This is a genomic window from Vibrio sp. 10N.261.52.C11 (assembly GCF_041471405.1).
Lineage (GTDB): Bacteria > Pseudomonadota > Gammaproteobacteria > Enterobacterales > Vibrionaceae > Vibrio > Vibrio crassostreae_C.
The window spans coordinates 47,642-70,682 of the sequence record NZ_JBFROI010000054.1; the positions used below are offsets into that span (position 1 = coordinate 47,642).

The window sequence follows — 23,041 nt, forward strand, 5'->3', positions numbered from 1 at the left end:
TTAAATCAACAATTAAGCCGACATGTTCATTAATAGGTAACTTTGGTAGGCCACGAACGTCACAATTAACACGCCGCCTTCAATACGATTCACACTACGAGATTTTCCTAGTGCCATCACAACAAGTAGTAGCGATACGCCTAGCATTACCCAGAAGTCACGACCCATAGCGAACTCGCTCAAGATCGAAGGGTTTAGGATGCCCGGGATACCCATAACAGCAAGGATGTTGAATACGTTTGAACCAATGATATTACCTACAGCCATATCATCTTCACCCTTCATAACGCCGGCTAGTGATGCTGCAAGTTCAGGAAGGCTAGTACCAACAGCAATGATGGTTAAACCAATGACAAGGTCGCTCATGCCGAAGAACTTCGCGATGATCACAGCGTTATCTACCAGCATATCAGCAGCTAAAGGTAGGACGATTAGACCAATCACGACCCACATTGCAGCCTTAGGGTTACTTACGCCTTCAGGGATCTCTGATTCTTGCTCATCAAGGAAAGCATCGCCGTTCTTTTTCTCGCTGCGGCTGATTTGCAACATAGCAAACAAAAACGCGGCAAAAAGAACAAACAACAACACGCCTTCATAGAAGCCTAAATGGTTATCCCACAATAGGGCGCCCGCTAGCAGAGTGACACCGATCATTAATGGTAGTTCACGACGAATCACGCCTGAGCTAATCGATAACGGCTTGATAAGGGCTGTAATACCTAAAATCAGCGCGATGTTGGCGATGTTAGAGCCCAGTACGTTGCCTACAGCTGTATCTGTTTTGCCATCAAGGGCTGCTGTCGCAGAAACCATCATTTCAGGAGCCGAAGACCCCATTGCTAAGATCGTCATACCGATAACTAGTGGTGAAATACCGAAGTTGCGAGCAAGAGCAGCGGCACCGTAAACCAGCTTATCTGCACTCCACACCAAAAAACCTAGACCGATAATAAGAAACGCAATCGCTTCAAGCATGATGATTCCTAAAAAATTAATAAAAACGGAGAATTAACCGCTAATTTTGACCTGTTGCTAGATAAAAGGGAAGTCACTCGGCAAATTAATTACCAGTTAGCAGGCAAGAAAGAGAGATCAATAGATAATTTCCTAATGCTTTCAAATCCCTGCATAGATTCCTGTTTAATATGAATTAATTGAACAGTGCTTTTAATTCTAAAGTAGACTCATTATTATTGCAGCCATAATTGGCGTTTTTTAAAGCAAGGAAACAACAAAAATATGTTGAATACTGAGCTTGTGAAAGTTAAGAACCTCAGCTTCTCACGCGGTGACCGCGTTATCTTTGATGACATCAGTTTAGAGGTGCCTCAAGGCAAGATAACCGCCATCATGGGGCCGTCTGGGATCGGCAAAACGACTTTACTGCGTTTGATCGGTGGGCAACTGCCGCCAGATGAAGGCGAAGTTTGGTTTGATGGTGACAATATCCCTGCATTATCACGTCGAAAGCTATATCAAGCACGTAAGAAAATGAGCATGCTATTCCAATCGGGTGCGCTTTTTACGGATCTCAATGTCTTTGATAATGTGGCGTTTCCGCTGCGAGAGCACACTGAACTTAATGAAAAATTCATTCGTACCATCGTATTACTTAAGCTTGAAGCGGTAGGATTACGTGGTGCTGCGCAATTGATGCCGAGTGAGTTGTCTGGCGGAATGGCTAGGCGTGCCGCACTGGCGCGCGCAATCGCACTGGATCCAGAACTTATCATGTACGATGAGCCGTTTGTTGGCCAAGATCCCATCACCATGGGCGTATTGGTTGAATTGATACGAAATCTCAATCAAGCCTTGGGCTTAACCTCGATTGTTGTTTCTCACGATGTGCCAGAGGTGATGAGTATTGCTGATTGGGTTTACCTCATGGCAGATAGCAAGATTATTGCCGCTGGAACACCTGATGAGTTGTACAACAATAGCGATCCGAGAGTGCAGCAATTTTTGCAAGGCGAAGCCGATGGTCCAGTACCATTTAGATTCCCTGCGAAGAGCTTAGAAAAGGATTTGTTTTAATATGATTGTTAAAACTATTGCGGGTGTCGGTAAGCGTACACTTGCGAGCTGTGAGTCATTTGGTCGAGCAAGCCTGATGTTATTTGGGGCTTTGTTTGGCATCCCGCGACTAAAAAACTTCCCCTTATTAGTAAAACAACTTTATAGCGTTGGCGTTCAGTCATTGGCTATTATTTTAGTTTCGGGTCTGTTTATCGGCATGGTGCTCAGCCTGCAGGGCTATGTCGTGTTAATTGACTACGGCGCTGAGGGAAACCTTGGTCAAATGGTCGCGCTTTCACTGTTGCGTGAGTTGGGGCCTGTGGTGACTGCGTTATTATTTGCAGGTCGAGCCGGTTCAGCACTCACGGCAGAGATTGGGTTAATGAAGGCAACAGAGCAGATCTCAAGCCTTGAGATGATGGCCGTTGACCCTCTTAAACGCATTATTGCACCACGTCTTTGGGCCGGGCTTATCTCAATGCCATTGCTTGCTATGATTTTTATGGCGGTAGGTATTTGGGGCGGTCAACTGGTTGGTGTTGATTGGAAAGGCATTGATCACGGCAGTTTCTGGTCTGCGATGCAGTCTTCAGTAGAACTTGGCCGAGATATTGGTAACAGCATGATCAAATGTATGGTCTTCGCTATCACCGTAACTTGGATCGCACTTTTCAATGGTTATGACGCAGTACCGACTTCAGAAGGTATCAGTCAGGCAACCACACGCACTGTAGTGCACTCTTCTCTAGCGGTACTAGGGCTAGATTTTGTTCTTACCGCATTGATGTTTGGGAATTAATCATGCAACAAACTCGAAAATTAGAATTATGGGTCGGCACCTTTGTTATTGCCGGAATTTGCGCAATCTTAATCATGATCTTTCAAGTCGCTGACGTAAAAGGCATAGGTTCGAACCATACTTACAATCTAAAAGCGACCTTTGACAACATTGGCAGCCTAAAAGTTCGTTCTCCAGTGAAAGTGGGTGGCGTCGTTGTTGGACGAGTTAAAAGCATTGAGCTTGATACCGAGAGCTACCTTCCTGTCGTTGAACTGTCTATTGACGGGAAGTACTCACAATTTCCAGATACCTCTAGTGCTCAAATTTTAACATCTGGCTTAATTGGTGAGCAGTACATTAGTCTGGTTCCAGGCTTCATTTTTGATGATGAAGAGATGTTGGTCGATGGTGATTCAATTGAAGACACTAAGTCAGCATTGGTACTAGAAGATTTGATTGGCCAAGTGCTGTATAGCGTTGGTGGTTCTAATGACAGCGAAGCTAAGGAATAAGATAATGTTGAAAACTATTAGTTATTTAAAAGCTATTGGTTACTTGAAATCAATGTTTATGGCGGCAATGGCGTTGCTTATTTCTACCCAAGCCTTTGCTGCAGAATCGATTGACCGTACTCAGCCTTACCAGATGATGACTCAAGTTGCCGAAGTGGCATTTGAGCGTTTGAAGAGTGAACAAGACAACATCCACCAAGATCCAGAGTTATTGAAGGTCATCGTGGAAGAAGAGTTGATGCCTTATGTGAATGCACAATATGCAGCTCTTAAGTTACTTGGACCAAACTTGAAAGGCGCGGATAGAAAAGACGTGGGCGTGTTTATCGATTCATTCCGTAAATACCTTGTTTCTTCTTATGCCCAAGTGCTGACTCAATACACAGATCAGACGATTGAATTTGGTCCAGAACCAAAAATCAAAGCGGATAGCCGCATTACCAGTATCAAGGTCGACATCATCGATACGCCGCGACCAAACATTAAGCTTGAATTTAAGCTTCGCAAAGACAAGAAATCTGGCGAGTGGAAAGCATTTGATATGGTTGCCGAAGGTATTAGCTTGTTGTCGAGCAAGCAATCGGAGTGGAATACTAAGATTCGTCAAGAAGGCATCTTACAAGTTGCAGACGAACTAGAGAAATTAGCCGCACAACCGATTCGTTTTGAGAGTAACAAATAATGAGCCATTCTCAATGGCAAGCACTAAGCTCTAAAGAGTATCAACTGTTCGGTGATTTAGACCGAGACAGTGTCCCTGCAATCTGGCGTATATTGGAAAAGTGGCAAACGACGGAATCGAGCGTTGAAATTGACCTTAGCCATATAAATCGAGTCGATTCAGCAGGAATGGTGATGCTAATTCACTTATTAGAGCATGCAAAAAATCAAAACTGTCATATAATGCTCAGTTTCGTGCCAGAACAATTACGAACGTTGTTCCAATTGAGCAATATCCAGCCAATGATGGCAGAACACATAAAAAATTAGGCAGGAGCTATTTGTGGACAGCACAAAAGTACAAGAATTATTAGCAGAAGCACTGAACCTTCAGGAAATTTTCGTGAAAGGGGAAGGCAGTCATTACGAAGTTGTTGCGGTTGATCCATGTTTTGACGGCATGAATCGAGTTAAGAAGCAGCAACTAATCTACGGCCCACTAATGGAATACATTCAACGCAATGACATCCATGCTCTTTCTATTAAGGCTTTCACGCCGGAAGAGTGGGAACGTGATAAGAAACTGATGTCACTTTAAGGTTTATGATGGAAAAGTTTCGAGTTATTGGATCGGATAAGCCGCTAAGCGGTGAAGTGACGATCTCAGGCGCAAAAAATGCAGCGCTACCTATCTTATTTGCTTCAATTCTTGCTGAAGAGCCAGTGGAAGTAAGTAATGTTCCTCACCTACGTGACATCGATACTACGATGGAACTGCTTAAGCGTTTAGGCGCAAAAGTATCGCGTAATGGTAGTGTTCATGTTGATGGCAGCGAAATTAATGAATTTTGTGCGCCTTACGATTTAGTGAAAACAATGCGTGCTTCTATCTGGGCTTTAGGTCCTCTAGTCGCTCGTTTTGGTGAAGGCCAAGTGTCACTTCCAGGCGGTTGTGCAATTGGTGCTCGACCTGTTGATCTGCATATCCACGGCCTAGAGCAACTAGGTGCGACCATTAAGTTGGAAGATGGTTATGTGAAAGCAAGTGTTGATGGCCGTCTGAAAGGCGCGCACATCGTGATGGATAAAGTAAGTGTGGGTGCCACCATTACTATCATGTGTGCAGCAACGCTAGCGGAAGGAACAACAGTACTCGATAACTCAGCGCGTGAGCCTGAGATTGTTGATACGGCTGACTTCCTAAACAAACTGGGTGCTAAAATTTCTGGCGCAGGTACAGATACGATTACTATCGAAGGCGTTGAACGTCTTGGTGGTGGCCAACACTCTGTGGTTGCTGACCGTATTGAAACAGGTACTTTCCTGGTTGCTGCTGCTGTTTCTGGCGGTAAAGTGGTTTGTCGCAACACCAACGCTCATCTTCTTGAAGCTGCCTTAGCGAAGCTTGAAGAAGCGGGTGCGAAGGTTGAAACGGGCGAAGACTGGATCAGTCTTGATATGACGGGTCGTGAACTGAAAGCGGTGAAAATAGTAACGGCACCTCACCCTGGTTTCCCAACCGACATGCAAGCACAGTTTACTCTGCTTAACATGATGGCGAAGGGCAGTGGTGTTATCACTGAGACTATCTTTGAAAACCGTTTTATGCACATTCCTGAGTTACAGCGAATGGGTGCAAAAGCGGAAATCGAAGGTAACACGGCTATCTGTGGTGAAACGGAAAAACTGAGCGGCGCTCAAGTAATGGCAACGGACCTTCGCGCATCTGCGAGCCTTGTTATTGCTGGCTGTATTGCTCAAGGTGAAACCATCGTTGACCGTATTTATCACATCGATCGTGGCTACGATAAGATTGAAGATAAATTGTCAGCCTTAGGCGCAAACATTACACGATTTAGTGAGTCGAACTAACCTAGGTTAGTGGATTCATGAATCAGTAAGATGAAAACATAAAAGTCGGAACCTTGGTTTCGGCTTTTTTATAGTTGTATTTACCGCGAGTAAATCTATTGCTCATTTGTGCGCGAATAGATGAATCAACTTGGCGGTCGGTGAGGAACAAAATGATAGCAATATTACGTATTTTCGCAGTGGCGATATTTGCGATTCTTATGTTTGTATTTGGTTGTGGTTACTGCCTATTAAGTCCACGCAACCCGAAACACGTATTTACCTTTGGCCGTTATTTCGGTCGCATGTCGAAGATCTTCGGCATGAAGTTAGAGCTTCGCATCCCAGAAGATGCCTACTCTCGCGGCCAACATGTTTATGTGGCGAACCACCAAAACAGCTGGGATCTATTCACGATTTCATCAGCGGTAACGCCAAAAGTGGTAACTGTTGGTAAGAAAAGCCTAGTGTGGATGCCTCTATTTGGTCAGCTTTACTGGTTGACGGGTAACATCCTAATTGACCGTGCTAACCGTAGCAAAGCGGTAGGTACGATTGATCAGGTCGTGACGAGTCTAAAAGAGAGCGATGTTTCAGTTTGGATGTTCCCTGAAGGCACTCGTTCTCGTGGCCGTGGTCTGCTGCCATTCAAAACAGGTGCATTCCATGCTGCGATTGGTGCTGGCTTGCCTATCATCCCTATCGTGTGTAGCTCAACCGGTGGCGTGAAGCTAAACCGTTGGAACAATGGTCACGTGATTGTTGAAATGCTGCCACCAATCAGCACTGAAGGCTACGACAAGTCTAATGTTCGTGAACTGGCTAACCTAGCTCGTGAGCAGATGGCTGCGAAACTTGAAGAGTTAGACAAAGAAGTGGTTGAGCTTAATAAAAAGTAATTATCTAAGCGAAACGATGAACAATAAAAAAGGTTGCCAACGGGGCAACCTTTTTTGTATCTAATAAACACTCAGCATTACGCTAAGTCGTTTATCCGAAGGTGTTTAATCTAGAGATTAAAAGCTATTTGCGAACCGCAATAGCTTCGATCTCGATACCTACATCTTTTGGTAGACGAGCTACTTCAACACATGAACGTGCAGGGTAGTTTGCAACGCCGTGCTCATCGAAGAATTTGCCGTAAACCTCGTTTACTGTGCCGAAGTCGTTTAGGTCTTTAACGAATACCGTTAGTTTTACGATGTCTTTTACAGTCAGGCCTGAAGCTTCAACAACCGCTTGAACGTTGTCTAGAGATTGGCGAGCTTGCTCTGCGATATCAGCAGATACTTCACCAGTTGCTGGGTTTACTGGGATTTGACCAGAAGTCAGTACCATGTTGCCAAGGTCAACGCCTTGTACGTATGGGCCGATTGCAGCTGGAGCAGATTCTGTGTGAAGTACTTTAGTCATTGGTTTATTCCATCAGTTATTAGATAAAAATCAATTTTCAGTGTGCCTTCAAACTTTGGATAGGTAAAGCGCAAAATACCCCGCACAGGCGAGGTATTTGATAGTTTTTACATTCGGTCTGCTTTGCCGTATGACGTTATCTTTCTGTTACGATCTCGCGAGAGAAGACTTTTTCGCAATACTTACACTTCAATCGAATATCTTCTTTCTTTTCAAAGATCTTAAAGCTACTTTCAACCGGTTCATTGTGAGTAATACAGTTGGTGTTTGGACACTCGAACACATCGTTGATTTGCTCAGGAAGTTCTAGTGGTAGTTTCTTAACCACTTCGTAATCTTCGATTTGATTCACTGTTGCGTGAGGCGCATAAAGTGCCAGCTTGCTCGCCTGTTCTTCTGTGATAAACACATTCTCAATCTTGAGCAGGTCTTTTCCGCCTAGTGCAGAAGACGGTAGATTCAGGCCAATCGTCACGCGCTGATGAGAATTGTGCATGTCGAACAGTTTTAGAACCTTGATCCCGATATTGGCTGGGATATGGTCGATAACAGTACCGTTTCTGATTGCTTCAACTTTTAATTGAGTCTCTTTAGACATTATATCTCTCCTCTACAGCGTTTCGTTAAGAACAAGGGCTAGCAATGCTTCACGGGCGTAAACACCATTCTCTGCTTGCTGGAAGTAGTAAGCGTAAGGTGTTTTATCGACATCGACAGTAATTTCATCAACGCGAGGAAGAGGGTGCAGAACCTTCAGGTTATCGCGTGCATTTTCCAGCATCGAAGCGGTCAGGATGTATGCGGATTTTATGTGCGCGTATTCTGACTCATCGAAGCGCTCTTTTTGAACTCGAGTCATGTACAAGACATCTAGTTCAGGAATCACATCTTCCATGTCCGTCAATAGTTGGTACTTGATGCCCGCTTCATCAAGCTCTTCGCAAATGTAGTCTGGCATCGCTAGTGCTTCTGGAGCCACGAAGTAGAAACAGATGTTGTCGAATTTTGCTAGTGCTTGAGTCAACGAGTGAACCGTACGGCCGTACTTAAGGTCACCAACGAATGCAACGTTTAGGTTGTCGAGGCGGCCTTGTGTCTCAGCGATAGAGAATAGGTCTAGTAACGTTTGTGTTGGGTGTTGGTTTGCGCCGTCACCTGCGTTAATAACAGGTACACCGTTTGAGAACTCAGAAGCCAGACGCGCTGCGCCTTCTTGAGGGTGACGCATCACGTAAGCGTCAACGTATGAAGAGATAACCTGTACCGAGTCCGCTAGCGTTTCGCCTTTCTTTGCCAAAGAAGTGTTACCACCACTGTCGAAACCAATCACATCACCACCGATGCGTTGAATCGCAGTTTCAAAAGAGAGACGAGTTCGCGTAGAAGGTTCGAAGAAGCAGCTGGCAACAACTTTGTTCTTGATGAGTTCTGGGTTTGGCTCAGCCTTTAGCTGACCTGCCGTTTGAACAATTAATTCTAGCTCTTCACGAGAAAGCTCTGGAATTGAGATGATGTGCTTTTGATAGAGCGAATTCGCCATGATCTTCTTCCCCACAATAATGTATTGGCCATAAAAAAGCCCCCCATAATGGGAGGCTTTAAAAAAGTGCTGAAAAGCAGAATAGACGGCCTGGTAAGCATCTTAGCTTACGAGCAATATTTGGTGTTTTCACAATATTACTATGTGTTATCACAATATTACTATGTGTTATCACAATATTGGTTGGCGTCATTTTCACTACTCTCAGACAAATTGCCGAGAATTATACGCTTTCAATTTGTGAGCGCAAGCGATTACATCAAGCTTTTGTTTACTTTCATTATTGTCTATTGACCAAGCGTCGCGACCATCACCGCCTTGATGGTGTGCATGCGATTTTCCGCTTCATCAAATACAATCGAGTAGTCAGATTCAAACACTTCGTCAGTCACTTCCAAGCCGTTCATTCCATACTTGTCAGAGACTTGCTGACCAATCACAGTTTCATTGTTGTGGAAAGCGGGTAGGCAGTGCATGAACTTCACTTGAGGGTTACCAGTTAGCTTAATGACATCCATATTCACTTGGTATGGTTTCATTACCGCCACACGTTCGTCCCAAGCTTCAGGGGCTTCGCCCATCGAAACCCAAACATCGGTGTATAGGTAATCACAACCTTTCACGCCTTCAGCAACGTCTTCAGTTAACGTGATTTTTGCGCCAGTGTTTTGCGCAATGGTTTGGCACTCTTCAACAAGCTGCTCTTCTGGCCAAAAGGCTTTTGGCGCGACAAGGCGAATATCCATGCCCATCTTCGCGGCTCCGACTAACAGAGAGTTACCCATGTTATTGCGTGCATCGCCTAGATAAGCAAAGCTGATTTGGTGTAGATGCTTCCCGCGGCCATGCTCAAGCATAGTGAGGAAATCAGCCAAGATCTGAGTAGGGTGGAACTCATCGGTTAAGCCATTCCAAACCGGCACGCCCGCATAAGCGCCTAAGTCTTCAACGATACTCTGACCAAAGCCACGATACTCGATGCCATCGTACATGCGTCCCAATACACGCGCCGTATCTTTCATTGATTCTTTTTGACCAATCTGAGAACCAGAAGGGCCAAGGTAAGAGACTTGAGCACCTTGATCAAAGGCGGCCACTTCAAACGCACATCGTGTTCGAGTTGATGCTTTCTCGAAGATCAAAGCAATGTTTTTGCCGTTGAGTTTCTTCTGCTCAGTGCCTGCATACTTAGCTTTTTTTAGGTCAGCAGACAGGTCGAGTAAAAACTGAATCTCTTTAGGAGTAAAGTCGAGAAGTTTTAGAAAGTTACGATTGCGAAGATTAAAGGCCATCTCTCGCTCCTTGCGTATATAGAATCAATGAAGAACTTAGTTAAACATAAAAATGCTATATTTGTGAATATTTATTTTATTAATTTGATAAAAAAGGCCAGTAAATGAATACTGGCCTAGATAAGACTATTGAGTCTGTTTAACTGAGCTCTTTGACTTAGATACCGTCTCTTTCGATAGGGCAACTCATACAGCGCGCGCCGCCACGACCACGGCCTAGCTCGTTGCCAGGAATCGTTAGAACTTCGATACCCGCTTTGTCGTATTTCTCATTGGTGTAAACATTACGCTCATAACCAATCACGGTACCAGGTTTCACTGTCAGTACGTTGTTAGCGTCATTCCACTGTTCACGCTCAGCTTCGTAGTTATCACCGCCGGTAGTGATGATCTTCAGTTGATCAAGGCCTAGTGCGCCTTCAATCGCTGACAGGTAGTTTTCAGCTTTCTCGACACGCATTTCGCCGTTTTCTTTTGGCGTTAAGCGCCAAGTGTCGAGGTCTTTACGAACGATCTCTGGATAGACAGAGAACGTGTCGATATCCATGTGTGTCATCACCGTATCAAGGTGCATACAAGAGCGGTGTTTTGGTAGATCGATCGCAATCACTTCGCTCGCTTGGCCTGATCTAAATAGGCTAGCCGCTAGGTTTTCGACACCTTGTGGTTTCGTACGCTCTGAAATACCAACCAGTACCGCACCTTTACCGATAACCAGTACGTCACCGCCTTCAATGTTAGCGTTGTCGTAGTGAAGGTCTTCGTCACCAAAGTACTTAATGAAATCTTGGCCTGCGAACACTGGGTGCCAGCGGTAGATAGCACGCAGGTGGTTCGTTTCACGTTGACGTGCAGGCTTCATCATTGGGTTAAGCGATACACCACCGTAAACCCAGCAAGAAGTATCTCGCGTAAATAGGTGGTTAGGCAGTGGCTCGATAACGAAATCGAGTGGTCGATGCATTTTAGGCAGCATCGATGATGATTTGATAGGAAGCTCAGAGTAGGCCAAGCCACCGAGTAAGATCGTTGCTAGATGCTCATTATCCATTTGAGCAAGGTAGTTTCTTAAGTCACGGGCGAAAGTCGGCCCATAACGGAAATCTGAGATTTGAGTATTCAGCAACCACTCACGAGCCTGAGATACGGCAAGCGTTTCTACTAGCAGGTCATGCAGCAGTAGTACTTCTACGTCTTGGCTGCGCAGCGTTTCTGCAAAGGCATCATGTTCTTCACCAGCGGCTTCAACGGCAAGTACATCATCAAATAGAAGATCATGACAGTTTGAAGGGGTGAGGTGGGTGAGTGCTCTTTCAGGTCTATTTAGGAGAACTCGTCTCAATTGACCGACTTCGGAGCCAACGTACAGCTTACTCATTTTGCATCCTTACTATTAATCCAGCGTCTATTTATGACAAGCTTGTCCGTAATATGCAAGTTTTGTAGATTGAGTTAATACAAGGTATTTGGGTAATAATTGGTCATAAAACCTGTGATTTTTAAGTTTATACAGATTAAATTCCAACTAACTGGCTATCGAACGGAACAACGTTTTTGAGGATCTATGCTCAATTCGTGGCTTGTTAGAATTGAATTTTGCTTATTAATCGTGATTTTTTATTCACTATTATGCACTTTTTGATAACAAGCTGAGGATTTATGCACCCCAAAAGCGGTTTAGCGTATGCACCTAACGTGACTAATCACGCAAGTTTTATTCAATAAGCCCTAAAGTGGCCACAAAAACGAAATGCTAAAATACGGCGCAGTTAATAAAATGTTGAAAATTTGTTTCTGTGATTTTGATTTCACTTTTGAATTGATATTGGCGCTGCGATCTCGCGATAAACTTACCTTTCTAGGCCTGATCTGGGTGGCTTTTCTGGACGATCCGTGCCATATTTCGTGGCAATCAAATTTGATCTTTTCATAGTCAACACTCTGGAGCAGACACATGTCTCACGAAGATGAATATCTATCAGTAGCGGAATTAATTGAATTTCAAAAGGAAGAGACTCGCGACATCATTACAGCATTAATTGAAGATGGTAGCGATCCTGAAGCTCTATACGATATCGAGCATCACCTATTTGCTGAAGATTTCGATGTGCTTGAGAAAGCGGTTGTTGAAGCATTCAAAATGGGCTTTGAAGTGCTTGAAGCTGAAGAGACAGAAGACGAAGATGGCAATAAGCTACTTTGTTGTGATGCAACGATGCAATGTACTCTGAATGCAGAAGCGATTGATGAGCAAGTTGAGAAGCTTGTAAACCTTGCAGAGAAGTTTGACATTATCTACGACGGTTGGGGCACTTACTACGAAGGTGAAGATGCTATCTACCCAGACGAAGATGATGAAGGCGAAGAGTAATTCTTTCCCAATTTTAAAAAATGCCAGCCTCGAGCTGGCATTTTTTTACCCTCAGAAAAATAAATGTCTTTATATGCATTCATTCATTATAATGCGGTCAAAATTGATCTAGCTCAAGGAATGATATGCGGTTGCTTCTCGATGGTCTTTGGCAAATTTCGCCACTGACGGATCTCTCTATCCCACAAGATGACATCACCTTTCCGGCTCCGTTAAGCTCAAAGCTCCCTGATAGCTTGAGTGAAAGTCAAATTGCAGAGCAAGAGTGGCACCTGATGCACGACATCGAAGTGGATGACGCTATGTTAGCGTGTCCATTTGTTGAGTTAGTGATGGCTGGAGTCGATTATTTTGCTGAAGTTCGACTTAATGGTGTGGCTGTTTTTGATTGTGATGGTAGCCAAGCTGAATACCGTAAAGATATCCGTCCTTATATGCAGTCCGGCCGAAACCGTTTCGAGATCCTTTTCCTTGAAGAAGAGGAGAGCCTATTGCTTGAAGAAGACATGGATGACTCTGTATCTTCACAGGCTATCGCTAAATCTGATTCACGCATCGGGATTTGGCAAGCGCCATACCTGCAGTTCGTTCGAAACGTCAAGCTAGAGCAAGTTGTCACAGAGCAGATCTGGCACCACGGTGGTGGCTGTGAGTTTAAAGTGGATGTTATCTATCAAACGCTAAAGGCGGGGTTAGTATCGGCATCCATCAAGTTTAATGGTATGACTCTCGTGATGCCGATTGATGTACGCGCTGAACATACTGGCGTCGTGTTCCAGGTCGAAGCTCCTATCATTTTTGATATTGAGAATCCTAACCCCAAGTATCTATACCCATTAGAAGTGGTACTTGATGGGCAAGAAGAGAGTTCTTTTGTTGCCTTGAACCCAACTTCTTGCGTCAGTAACTTTCTACGTTAACTCCGTATATTTTAGCGTTATCTTCTTTCGCTATAGCGGCGCATTCTGCTTATAACGACTTGGCCATGACAACCTCACAAGCGTCGTGGCCTGTTTCTCCCCAAGCTGACTCAAGATGCTCAAACCCAAGCTTCTCATAGAGTTTGACCGCAGCACCCAAGCACTTCGTCGTTTCTAAATACATGTGTTGATACCCAAGTTGCTTGGCTTGCTTTAAGCTCAAAGCGACAATTCGCTTGGCTAGGCCATGCCCTCGAGTTTGCGGTAAGAAGTACATCTTTTGTAGCTCACACACATTGGGTTTACCTGCTAGAGGGGCAAAGCCACCGCCTCCGACGATCTTTCCGTTGTGTTCGATAACCCAGTACATTGCATTCGCTTGGCTATAGACAGAGTACATATCGTCGAGTGTTGGATCGGCCACGCCATAACCTTTATCTTCTGTGAGTCCATGCTCAGCCGAAACTTGGCGAATGATTTGTGCGATGCTTGGGTTGTCTTGCGGTGTAATGGGTCTAAGGGTGAACTCAGCAATTTGTTCCATGATCTGCCTATGAAAGGGTCACTAATATGTGACCCAATATATGGTGACTAAGCATGTTGGTGCAAACAGAATTGTTGTTGTGCCATTTGGTCGCCTGATTTACGTAACCAGACTTTCTCGTGGAAGTAGTAAGCAACTGTATTTAAAGTTGGCTCAAGCAAAGCCATCACGCCGCCGATGAAGGCATCGCCAGTCAACAAGTAGACAACGGTAAAGGCAACACTAAAGTGGATGGTAGCAAAGCTTGCTGTTTTTAATTTGGTCATCCACTGGCGAGCTTTAAGAGCTGGAACTTGAGCCCACGCCTTTTCATGAAAATAGAAGGCAACAGTATTCACAGAGGGCTCAATCATAGCGATTAAGCTACCAATTAAGATGTCGCCTGTTAGTACATAAGCGACACTAAATGCGATAGTAAAATGTAATGCAGCAAAGGTTAGTGTCTTTTTCATGATAATTACTCAGTCGTTGTGTTGTTTTGATAGGTCTATTATTGAGAATTATTATCATTAAGTATAATGGGAAGTAGAGATTAATTTGATAGATGAAACCTATCAATCAGTGCGGCTAGAGTGAGAAGCATTGGAATATTGGAATCAGGGACATAAAAAAAGGCTGGTCACCAAGACCAACCTTTCTATTTAGACCGAGAAGTTTGAAGCCTTCTCGTTCACTCGGTTTTAAAGCGCAGCGATTGTCGCTTTTTGCTCTTCAAGCTTAACAAGAGTTTCCTTGTAGCCTTCAAGCTTTTCACGCTCTTTCGCGATAACTGCTTCTGGTGCTTTAGCAACGAAACCTTCGTTACCTAGCTTACCTTCGATACGTTTAATCTCGCCGTGAGTCTTAGCGACTTCTTTATCTAGACGAGCAAGCTCTGCATCTTTGTCGATAAGACCCGCCATTGGGATCATCAACTCAGATTTGCCAACCAGTTTAGTTGCACAAGCAGGAGTCTCTTCACCATCAGCTAGAACTTTAATATCGTCTAGCTTAGCTAGAGAAGTAAGAACGATCTTGTTCGCTTCGATACGAGCGGCATCTTTCTCATCAGCAACCTTGATCATTACTTCTAAGCCTTGGCTTGGTGCAATGTCGTATTCCGCACGTAGGTTACGGATAGCAGTGATGAAAGTCTTAACCCATTCGATGTCGTCAACGATCTCAGCATTGAAGTTAGCTTCATTAAACTGAGGAAGCGCTTGAGTCATGATTGTCTCGCCTTCAACGCCGTCTACTAGCGGCTTAACGCTCTGCCAGATAGATTCAGTGATGTAAGGAAGAACAGGGTGAGCAAGACGCAGAGTCTTCTCAAGAACCGTGATAAGCGTGTAACGAGTCGCTTGTTGTTGAGCTTCAGTACCTTTCCAAAGAACAGGTTTAGTTAGCTCTAAGTACCAGTCACAGAATTGGTTCCAGATGAATTCGTAAAGCGTGTTTGCTGCCATGTCTAGACGGTAGTTGTCTAGGTGAGCATTAAACTCTTTCGCTGCAACTTCAAACTGAGACTCAATCCACTTATCGGCTAGAGAGAATTCCATGTTTGCACGGTCTTCTACAGACAGTGACATGCCACAGTCGTGCTCTTCTGTGTTCATCAGTACGTAACGGCTTGCGTTCCATAGCTTGTTACAGAAGTTACGGTAACCTTCAAGACGCTTCATGTCCCAGTTGATGTCACGGCCAGTTGAAGCCATAGCAGCAAGAGTGAAACGCAGTGCGTCAGTACCGTAGGGTTCGATACCGTTTTCGAATGTTTTACGTGTGTTCTTTTCGATCTTAGCAGCCAGTTTAGGTTGCATCATGTTGCCACAACGCTTCTCTACTAGCTCTTCAAGGCCGATGCCGTCAATCATGTCGATTGGGTCAAGTACGTTACCTTTCGACTTAGACATCTTATCGCCGTTTTCATCACGGATAAGACCTGTCATGTAAACAGTTTTGAAAGGTACTTGAGCCTTGCCATCTTCGTCTTTCACGAAGTGCATGGTCATCATGATCATACGAGCAACCCAGAAGAAGATAATATCAAAACCAGATACTAGTACTTCAGATGGGTGGAATGTTTTCAGTGCTTCAGTATCTTCAGGCCAGCCTTGTGTGCCGAACGTCCAAAGTGCAGAAGAGAACCAAGTATCCAGTACGTCGTCGTCTTGCTTAAGCACAACAACAGGCGCTAGGTTGTTCTTTTCACGAACTTCTTCTTCAGTGCGACCTACGTAAACTTTACCATCGTTGTCGTACCATGCTGGGATACGGTGGCCCCACCAAAGTTGACGAGAGATACACCAGTCTTGCACGTCACGCATCCACGCGAAGTACATGTTTTCGTACTGCTTAGGTACGAATTGGATTTGACCATCTTCAACCGCTTTAACTGCAGGTTCTGCAAGAGGTGCTGTGCGCACGTACCATTGGTCAGTCAGCATTGGTTCGATAACCACGCCACCACGGTCGCCGTAAGGGACAGTCAAGTCGTGATCTTTGATCTCTTCAAGAAGACCAAGCTCATCGAATTCAGCAACGATAGCTTTACGTGCAGAAAAACGCTCCATACCTTGGTACTTAGCAGGGATACCAGTTGAGTAAACATCGCTTTCTTCGCCGTTAGTCGTGAAGACTTCAGCAGCATCACGGATATCAGCATTGAACGTTAGGATGTTGATCATCGGTAGGTTGTTGCGCTTACCCACTTCGTAATCGTTAAAGTCATGAGCTGGAGTGATCTTCACACAACCCGTGCCTTTTTCCATGTCTGCGTGCTCATCGCCTACGATAGGGATAAGACGGTTTACAACAGGAAGTAGGATTTCTTTGCCGATAAGATCTTTGTAACGAGGATCTTCTGGGTTAACAGCAACACCAGTATCGCCAAGCATGGTTTCAGGACGAGTAGTCGCAACAACGATGTAGTCTTTACCATCTGCCGTTTTAACACCGTTCGCTAGCGGGTAGCGGAAGTGCCACATGAAACCTTTTTTGTCTTTGTTTTCAACTTCAAGATCCGAGATTGCAGTGTGCAGTTTAGGATCCCAGTTTACTAGACGTTTACCACGGTAGATTAGGTCTTCTTCGTATAGACGAACAAACACTTCTTGAGTCGCAGCCGATAGGCCGTCATCCATAGTGAATCGTTCACGATCCCAATCTACAGATGCACCAAGACGACGAAGTTGTTGAGTGATCGTGCCACCTGATTCGCCTTTCCATTCCCAGATCTTGTCGATGAAAGCTTCACGGCCGTAGTCGTGTTTTGTTTTGCCTTCTTCGGCAGCAATCTTACGCTCAACAACCATTTGAGTTGCGATACCAGCGTGGTCAGTACCCACTTGCCAAAGCGTGTTTTTGCCTTTCATACGTTGAGCACGGATAAGCGTATCCATGATCGTATCTTGGAACGCGTGACCCATGTGTAGGCTGCCAGTGACGTTCGGTGGCGGGATCATGATGCTGTAAGCTTCTTTTGATGTGTCACCGTGTGGCTTAAAGTAGCCTTTCTCTTCCCAAGTCTTATACAGAGCTTGTTCGATTGATGTTGGGTTGTATGTCTTTTCCATAGTGCTCTTAAACGGATACTGTGAATGGTTAATCGTGGTCAAACTTCATAAGTGAAGCTTCTTGAATCTAAATCCAAAGATAGCTTTAACTATGAGGTTTGACTATGGATGTTGAATCTCGATAGTTTGTAGCTGATATCTAGCTTGACGGTAAATTTTATACCTTTCTCGAGCGAGTTGCTTAGCTTTTTCTTCGCAAGGGACGAAGTCTATCACCTGAGCAAAGGCGTTCGCAAAGGTTGTATGATTATCGGCCAGATTAATTACTAGCTGACGATTCCAATTATGTTTTACGCCTTGATAGCCAATTTCGATGTTGGTTGAATACTTCGGGCCTTCGCCAACCAAGTTGTGCGCAATAAAATCACAGGGTTCGACTTGCCAGAAAACTTCAGCAATACGCTCGGCATGCTCTTTGTCATTACAGTTGAGATAAAGTTTAGCGCCTTGTTTTGCAAAGTGCTGAGCAAGAAACAGCACATAGTGAGCAAAACCATCTTCGCTGGCTTGCGGGCTGTCTGAAGGCACAATGTAAAATGTAGCTGTCTGCATACTTAATACTCGAACTGAAAATCGTGGATATCAATGTTACTTGGTTAACAGGGTCTAACAAATAGCGCTTATTAAAAAAGGGCCCGTAGGCCCTTTTTATTATTTTGAAGATTGCTCTTCAGTCTCTTGGCCGCTGCGGTTCAATAAGAATTGGACTAGCATTGAGACAGGACGACCTGTCGAGCCTTTCGCTGCGCCTGACTTCCAAGCTGTACCAGCACTGTCGATGTGTGCCCAGTGGTACTTCTTAGTGAATTTAGACAGGAAACAACCAGCAGTGATTGTGCCGCCAGGACGGCCACCGATGTTCGCCATATCAGCGAATGGGCTGTTTAGCTGCTCATGGTACTCGTCTGCCATTGGTAGACGCCATGCACGGTCACTTGCTTGCTCTGAAGCATTAACAAGTTCGTGAGAAAGTGGGTTGTGGTTCGATAGAACGCCACTGATGTGGTGACCTAGAGCGATAACACATGCGCCAGTTAGTGTCGCAACGTCGACAACACAGTCAGGTTCAAAACGCTCAACGTAAGTTAGAGCATCACATAGAACCAAGCGACCTTCAGCATCAGTGTTGAGTACTTCAACCGTTTGGCCTGACATTGTCGTTAGGATATCACCTGGACGGTAAGCATTGCTGCCCGGCATGTTTTCACAACCGGCTAGGATACCAACCACGTTAATAGGCAGGTTCAGCTTAGCCAGTGCTTTCATTGTACCGAATACAGACGCCGCACCACACATGTCGTACTTCATCTCATCCATGCCTTCACCAGGCTTAAGCGAGATACCGCCTGAATCGAAAGTCAGACCTTTACCTACTAATACAATCGGCTTCGCATCTGGATCCGGAGCGCCTTTGTATTCCATGATAGACATCATCGATTCATTTTTAGAGCCACGGCCAACTGCTAGGTATGATGTCATACCCAGTTTTTCCATCTCTTCTTCGCCAATGATCTTAGTCTTCACTGTCTCGTAATCGTCGGCTAAACGACGAGCTTGAGAAGCAAGGTAAGCAGGGTTTGCGATGTTTGGTGGCATGTTGCCTAGATCTTTAGACGCTTTTACACCTGAAGCAATAGCAAGGCCGTGAGAGATTGCTTTCTCACCCAGGCTCAATTCGCGACGTGTTGGTACATTGAATACCAATTTACGTAGTGGGCGACGAGTCTCTGGCTTGTTGCTCTTGAATTGGTCAAATGTGTAAAGACCATCTTTAGTCGCTTCTACCGCTTGGCGAACTTTCCAATAAGTGTCGCGACCTTTAACGTGAAGTTCTGTAAGGAAACATACAGCTTCCATAGAACCTGTTTCGTTTAGTGTACTGATGGTTTTTTGGATAATTTCTTTGTATTGACGCTCGCCTAGCTCACGTTCTTTACCACAGCCTACCAGTAGAACACGTTCTGAAAGTACACCAGGTACTTGATGCAGTAGTAGCATCTGGCCAGGTTTACCCTCTAGATCACCGCGACGAAGCAGTGAACTAATGTAGCCATCGCTAATCTTATCTAATTGCTCGGCTACTGGAGAAAGGCGGCGCGGTTCGAATACACCGACAACGATACATGCGCTGCGCTGTTTCTCTGGGCTGCCACTTTTTACACTGAACTCCATGCGTACTCCTACATCCTGAAGACAAATCGAACTAAATGTTAGATAATGGGTTCTTACTTGTTGGATCCTATAATGGAACTAACCTTAAAGAAGAACGCTAACACTTAGCTAAAAATTTAAAAAAATAAAAGGTTCAACGGGAAATTATAGTGATTCAATCAAAAAAACAAGTTTTGTATAGGTAATTTGAGCGTGATTATTGTTAGATATTTGATCCGCGAGACAATCAAGAGCCAATTTGCGATCTTTTTTGTTCTCTTTCTCGTGTTTCTCAGCCAAAAATTCATCAGTGTTTTAGCGGATGCCTCTGATGGTGATATCCCTGCGAGTCTTATATTGTCGATTGTTGGCTTAAATATGCCAGCGATGGGCCTATTGATGCTTCCACTCAGTATCTATATTGGTATTTTGCTTACTTTTGGCCGCCTTTACGCTGAAAGTGAAATAGTGGTCATGAACGCCACCGGTATCGGTAATAAATTCCTGATCCAATCTGCGCTTTACCTCGCTTTAATTACGGCATCTGTTGCAGCCTTTAACTCATTTTGGTTATCTCCTTGGTCACAAGACAAAGTTGAACAAATGTATGAAGAAGTAGCTGCAGAGAACAGCGTTGATTTGCTACCAAAAGGTAAGTTTGAAGGTACGCCGGATGGCTCTTCTGTCGTGTTTATTGATGATATCGACGGTAATAAGTTAGACAACGTGTTCGTAGCTCAAATGCGTCCGCGTGATTCTGTACTGCCAAGTGTGATGTTCTCGAAGTCAGGTGATGTAAAAGAGCTCAGTGATGGTCGCCAAGTGATCGTAATGTACGATGGTACTCGTCATGAAGGCATTCCGACTCGCCTCGACTACAGGGTGACGCACTTTGAAGAATACGAAGGCCTGATTGGTCAGCGTGAAGTTGAGAAGAAAGGTCGAGACTGGGAAGCGATCCCTACGCTTGAACTGATTGGTAACTCAAATAATAGTGCGAAAGCAGAGTTGCAGTGGCGTATTTCTTTGGTACTTTGTATTCCATTGTTGACCATGCTTGTCGTGCCACTGTCTGCGGTAAACCCTCGACAAGGTCGTTTTGCGAAAATCGGCCCAGCAATACTGATTTATCTCACCTATTTCTTAGCAATCAGTGCAACCAAGTCTTCAATCGAAGAGGGGAGCATTCCTGCGGTAATCGGCATGTGGCCAATCAATGCGTTATTGTTATTTGTCGCGATTGGTGCCAACTTTATGGATAGCGTGCCAGTAAGGCGTTTGAAAGAAAAATTCAAGAATAAGAGGTTGGCTTAAGCCGTGTTTAAGATTCTCGATTTATATATAGGCAGAACCATCATCGCAACGACGTCACTGGTATTGGTGACGTTTGTTGGTCTCTCTGGGATCATCAAATATGTAGAACAGCTAAGAAAAGTTGGCCGTGGTACATACGATCTATTACAAGCGCTGTATTTCGTTTTATTGAGTATCCCTCGTGATATCGAAATGTTCTTTCCAATGGCTGCATTGCTTGGCGCATTGATAGGGCTTGGTATGCTTGCTGCAAGTTCTGAGCTTGTCGTTATGCAGGCAGCTGGTTTCTCTAAGTTAGATATCGGCCTATCAGTACTTAAAACAGCTATTCCACTGATGATTGTGGTGACATTGCTTGGTCAATGGGGAGCACCGCAAGCGCAGAAAATGGCTCGTGATTTAAGAACTATCTCGATTGCTGGTGGTAATATTATTTCGACGCAAAGTGGTGTCTGGGCTCGTGATGCCAATGACTTCATCTTCATTGTCAAAATCGATGACCAGAAGCTATATGGAATGAACATGTGGCGCTTTGATGAAAACAAGGCACTTAAAACCGCTATTTATTCTGACGAAGTTGATTACGTTGGAGACAACGTGTGGACGATGAAGGATGTAGAGATCACGTCTTTTGAAAACGAACTTCAAATTACTAAAGAAAGTTTACCGACTTACTCTTGGGAAACGTCATTAGCTCCAGATAAGTTGGCGATAGTAACGGTTAAACCAGAAGAGCTATCGTTAAGTGGGTTGTATGATTATGTTTCTTATCTGAAGGCGTCAGAGCAAGATGCATCACGCTATGAATTGGCGCTGTGGAGAAAGATAACCCAGCCAATTTCGATCGCGGTTATGATGTTGATGGCACTGTCGTTTATCTTTGGTCCTTTGCGTAGTGTGACCATGGGTGCGAGGATTTTGTCAGGTGTTATTGCTGGCTTTACCTTCTATATATCCAGTGAGTTCTTTGGCCCAGTGAGTTTGGTTTATCAAATACCACCCGCCTTTGGCGCAATAGCCCCGAGCGTGGTGTTCCTTGGAATTGCCATCATGCTCTTGAGGCGGAAACTGTAAATAGTAAAAAGGAAGGCATAACGCCTTCCTTTTTTGATCTTGATTGGAGCTAACTTAAATCACATTATCGTGCTTGTGGTAACACAACGACTTCGGTCTTTGCCCAGATATCGTGAAAGCCACGTTTTTCAGGATCGAATGGAACACATAGGTTTGCCAGTCCAAAACCTGAAGTACCTAAACGAATCAGCGCCTGAGTTACTGTGATCGCTGAGCCATCTTTGTTTTGAACGCGCAGCTTCCAAGCTCTCATGCCGAGAGTTTGACCAGCTCTAGTCCAGAAGAAGACGAAGAAATATACCCAAACGGCGACTAAGTAAAAGGTATATGCAGGGCTCCAAATCGGATGGTTGGTTAAGAAGTCACTAACATCGGCATAACCGCTGTGGTTAAAAATGCCGAGAGCCATGAGCGCGTGCAGTAGAGCGACAATGACGCCAGCCGCCAACATTTCAATAGCGATTACGATCAGAGCGTCGTAGAACAAGGCACCAAATCGGCGCATGACTCCTGCTGGTGGCAGAGTGTTTGTTGATGTCATGTGTTATTACTTCTTTAAAAATTGAGGCGTCAGAATATAGTTTAAGGCTTAGCCTGAAAAGAGACATGACGCACAGCTTATGACTTAGTGGCGAAATTATCGGCAAACACACATGAATTCAAGTTTTTATACTTGCCACATCAGTTCGCATACGTATAATGCCAAACATCGAAAGGGCAATGCCCCAAGATAATGCCGGTATGGTGAAATTGGTATACACGACGGATTCAAAATCCGTTGCCTTCGGGCGTGGCGGTTCAAGTCCGCCTACCGGTACCATATTTAAATGACAAAGCCTCGACGAAAGTCGGGGCTTTGTTGTATCTGGGATATAGGAAGCGTTGCCTTCGCGGTGACGGCAGGAATGCCTGTCCAATCAGTCCGCCTACCGGTACCAAACATAGAAAGGTCGCTTTTATAGCGACCTTTCGTCGTTTTGGGCGTTTGTGAATTTTAAATCCAGCGTGTCGGCTTGGATGCAAGCCCAGGGCAAGATTACGAAGC

At 44.6% G+C, this 23,041-nt stretch carries 24 protein-coding genes and 1 tRNA gene; 13 read left to right on the forward strand and 12 right to left on the reverse strand.

The features are described 5' to 3' along the window. Nucleotides 1-12 precede the first annotated feature (12 nt). Entirely contained in the window at nucleotides 13-978 is a 966-nt protein-coding gene (locus AB4323_RS19145) for a calcium/sodium antiporter (protein WP_017063737.1), read from the reverse strand. A 264-nt stretch (nucleotides 979-1,242) separates the two neighbouring features. Between AB4323_RS19145 and mlaF the strand changes: the two genes are divergently transcribed. The 8 genes from mlaF to AB4323_RS19185 all read left to right on the forward strand — a co-directional run bounded on the left by mlaF (nucleotide 1,243) and on the right by AB4323_RS19185 (nucleotide 6,722). Further along, nucleotides 1,243-2,037 carry a phospholipid ABC transporter ATP-binding protein MlaF gene (gene mlaF, locus AB4323_RS19150; RefSeq protein ID WP_017058919.1) on the forward strand — a complete coding sequence of 265 codons (795 nt, stop codon included), beginning with the start codon at nucleotides 1,243-1,245 and terminating at the stop codon, nucleotides 2,035-2,037. A 1-nt stretch (nucleotide 2,038) separates the two neighbouring features. Continuing rightward, nucleotides 2,039-2,818, forward strand: coding sequence for a lipid asymmetry maintenance ABC transporter permease subunit MlaE (mlaE, locus tag AB4323_RS19155; RefSeq protein ID WP_017058920.1), 780 nt, complete (start codon nucleotides 2,039-2,041; stop codon nucleotides 2,816-2,818). Nucleotides 2,819-2,820: 2 nt separating this feature from the next. After that, a complete protein-coding gene (mlaD, locus tag AB4323_RS19160; protein WP_017058921.1) occupies nucleotides 2,821-3,312 on the forward strand; it encodes an outer membrane lipid asymmetry maintenance protein MlaD in 492 nt (163 codons plus the stop codon). A 52-nt stretch (nucleotides 3,313-3,364) separates the two neighbouring features. Then, nucleotides 3,365-3,994, forward strand: coding sequence for a phospholipid-binding protein MlaC (locus AB4323_RS19165; protein WP_120459707.1), 630 nt, complete (start codon nucleotides 3,365-3,367; stop codon nucleotides 3,992-3,994). Next, entirely contained in the window at nucleotides 3,994-4,302 is a 309-nt protein-coding gene (locus tag AB4323_RS19170) for a lipid asymmetry maintenance protein MlaB (protein ID WP_017058923.1), read from the forward strand. The genes AB4323_RS19165 and AB4323_RS19170 overlap by 1 nt, the downstream gene beginning before the upstream one ends. Before the next feature lie 13 nt (nucleotides 4,303-4,315). Next, nucleotides 4,316-4,570: a BolA family iron metabolism protein IbaG gene (ibaG, locus tag AB4323_RS19175; RefSeq protein ID WP_017058924.1), complete on the forward strand. Its 255-nt coding sequence runs from the start codon at nucleotides 4,316-4,318 to the stop codon at nucleotides 4,568-4,570. 8 nt (nucleotides 4,571-4,578) lie between these two features. After that, nucleotides 4,579-5,844 (forward strand): UDP-N-acetylglucosamine 1-carboxyvinyltransferase, encoded by a 1,266-nt coding sequence (gene murA / locus AB4323_RS19180; RefSeq protein WP_017058925.1) that lies wholly within the window; start codon nucleotides 4,579-4,581, stop codon nucleotides 5,842-5,844. 152 nt (nucleotides 5,845-5,996) lie between these two features. Beyond that, a complete protein-coding gene (locus AB4323_RS19185; RefSeq protein WP_017058926.1) occupies nucleotides 5,997-6,722 on the forward strand; it encodes a 1-acylglycerol-3-phosphate O-acyltransferase in 726 nt (241 codons plus the stop codon). Between the two features lie 124 nt (nucleotides 6,723-6,846). On the opposite strand, the gene AB4323_RS19190 is transcribed toward AB4323_RS19185, so the two are convergent. From AB4323_RS19190 to arcA, 5 genes are all read right to left on the reverse strand, one after another. Continuing rightward, a complete protein-coding gene (locus tag AB4323_RS19190) occupies nucleotides 6,847-7,236 on the reverse strand; it encodes a RidA family protein (RefSeq protein ID WP_004735319.1) in 390 nt (129 codons plus the stop codon). A 136-nt stretch (nucleotides 7,237-7,372) separates the two neighbouring features. Next, nucleotides 7,373-7,834 carry an aspartate carbamoyltransferase regulatory subunit gene (pyrI, locus tag AB4323_RS19195; RefSeq protein WP_017058927.1) on the reverse strand — a complete coding sequence of 154 codons (462 nt, stop codon included), beginning with the start codon at nucleotides 7,832-7,834 and terminating at the stop codon, nucleotides 7,373-7,375. Nucleotides 7,835-7,846: 12 nt separating this feature from the next. Continuing rightward, nucleotides 7,847-8,776 (reverse strand): aspartate carbamoyltransferase, encoded by a 930-nt coding sequence (gene pyrB / locus AB4323_RS19200; RefSeq protein ID WP_012604860.1) that lies wholly within the window; start codon nucleotides 8,774-8,776, stop codon nucleotides 7,847-7,849. Nucleotides 8,777-9,063: 287 nt separating this feature from the next. Then, nucleotides 9,064-10,068, reverse strand: a complete 1,005-nt coding sequence (locus AB4323_RS19205) for an ornithine carbamoyltransferase (protein ID WP_017063738.1) — start codon at nucleotides 10,066-10,068, stop codon at nucleotides 9,064-9,066. A 157-nt stretch (nucleotides 10,069-10,225) separates the two neighbouring features. Then, a complete protein-coding gene (gene arcA / locus AB4323_RS19210) occupies nucleotides 10,226-11,446 on the reverse strand; it encodes an arginine deiminase (protein ID WP_017069412.1) in 1,221 nt (406 codons plus the stop codon). Between the two features lie 576 nt (nucleotides 11,447-12,022). On the opposite strand from arcA, the gene rraB reads away from it, so the two are divergent. Both rraB and AB4323_RS19220 read left to right on the forward strand, forming a co-directional pair. Beyond that, nucleotides 12,023-12,439, forward strand: a complete 417-nt coding sequence (gene rraB, locus AB4323_RS19215; protein ID WP_017058930.1) for a ribonuclease E inhibitor RraB — start codon at nucleotides 12,023-12,025, stop codon at nucleotides 12,437-12,439. A 125-nt stretch (nucleotides 12,440-12,564) separates the two neighbouring features. Next, nucleotides 12,565-13,359, forward strand: a complete 795-nt coding sequence (locus AB4323_RS19220) for a glycosyl hydrolase 2 galactose-binding domain-containing protein (protein ID WP_017058931.1) — start codon at nucleotides 12,565-12,567, stop codon at nucleotides 13,357-13,359. Between the two features lie 49 nt (nucleotides 13,360-13,408). Here the strand turns inward: AB4323_RS19220 and AB4323_RS19225 are convergent, their stop codons facing one another. From AB4323_RS19225 to pepA, 5 genes are all read right to left on the reverse strand, one after another. Further along, on the reverse strand, nucleotides 13,409-13,903 hold the full coding sequence (locus AB4323_RS19225; protein WP_017066666.1) for a GNAT family N-acetyltransferase: 495 nt from the start codon (nucleotides 13,901-13,903) through the stop codon (nucleotides 13,409-13,411). A gap of 47 nt (nucleotides 13,904-13,950) precedes the next feature. After that, entirely contained in the window at nucleotides 13,951-14,355 is a 405-nt protein-coding gene (locus AB4323_RS19230) for a DUF2061 domain-containing protein (protein WP_017058933.1), read from the reverse strand. A 228-nt stretch (nucleotides 14,356-14,583) separates the two neighbouring features. Beyond that, on the reverse strand, nucleotides 14,584-17,457 hold the full coding sequence (locus AB4323_RS19235) for a valine--tRNA ligase (protein ID WP_372136556.1): 2,874 nt from the start codon (nucleotides 17,455-17,457) through the stop codon (nucleotides 14,584-14,586). Nucleotides 17,458-17,559: 102 nt separating this feature from the next. Beyond that, the gene (locus AB4323_RS19240) at nucleotides 17,560-18,009 is read right to left on the reverse strand and encodes a DNA polymerase III subunit chi (RefSeq protein ID WP_017066664.1); all 450 of its coding nucleotides are present in this window, start codon (nucleotides 18,007-18,009) and stop codon (nucleotides 17,560-17,562) included. Between the two features lie 99 nt (nucleotides 18,010-18,108). Beyond that, complete coding sequence (pepA, locus tag AB4323_RS19245; RefSeq protein ID WP_017058936.1) at nucleotides 18,109-19,629, reverse strand: leucyl aminopeptidase; 1,521 nt, start codon at nucleotides 19,627-19,629, stop codon at nucleotides 18,109-18,111. Nucleotides 19,630-19,821: 192 nt separating this feature from the next. Between pepA and lptF the strand changes: the two genes are divergently transcribed. Both lptF and lptG read left to right on the forward strand, forming a co-directional pair. After that, a complete protein-coding gene (gene lptF / locus AB4323_RS19250) occupies nucleotides 19,822-20,922 on the forward strand; it encodes an LPS export ABC transporter permease LptF (RefSeq protein ID WP_372153127.1) in 1,101 nt (366 codons plus the stop codon). Nucleotides 20,923-20,925: 3 nt separating this feature from the next. Further along, the gene (lptG, locus tag AB4323_RS19255) at nucleotides 20,926-21,996 is read left to right on the forward strand and encodes an LPS export ABC transporter permease LptG (RefSeq protein WP_017058938.1); all 1,071 of its coding nucleotides are present in this window, start codon (nucleotides 20,926-20,928) and stop codon (nucleotides 21,994-21,996) included. A 64-nt stretch (nucleotides 21,997-22,060) separates the two neighbouring features. On the opposite strand, the gene AB4323_RS19260 is transcribed toward lptG, so the two are convergent. Continuing rightward, nucleotides 22,061-22,537, reverse strand: a complete 477-nt coding sequence (locus AB4323_RS19260; RefSeq protein ID WP_017058939.1) for an RDD family protein — start codon at nucleotides 22,535-22,537, stop codon at nucleotides 22,061-22,063. Between the two features lie 194 nt (nucleotides 22,538-22,731). Between AB4323_RS19260 and AB4323_RS19265 the strand changes: the two genes are divergently transcribed. Next, a tRNA-Leu gene (locus AB4323_RS19265) sits at nucleotides 22,732-22,816 on the forward strand. Nucleotides 22,817-23,041 lie beyond the last annotated feature (225 nt).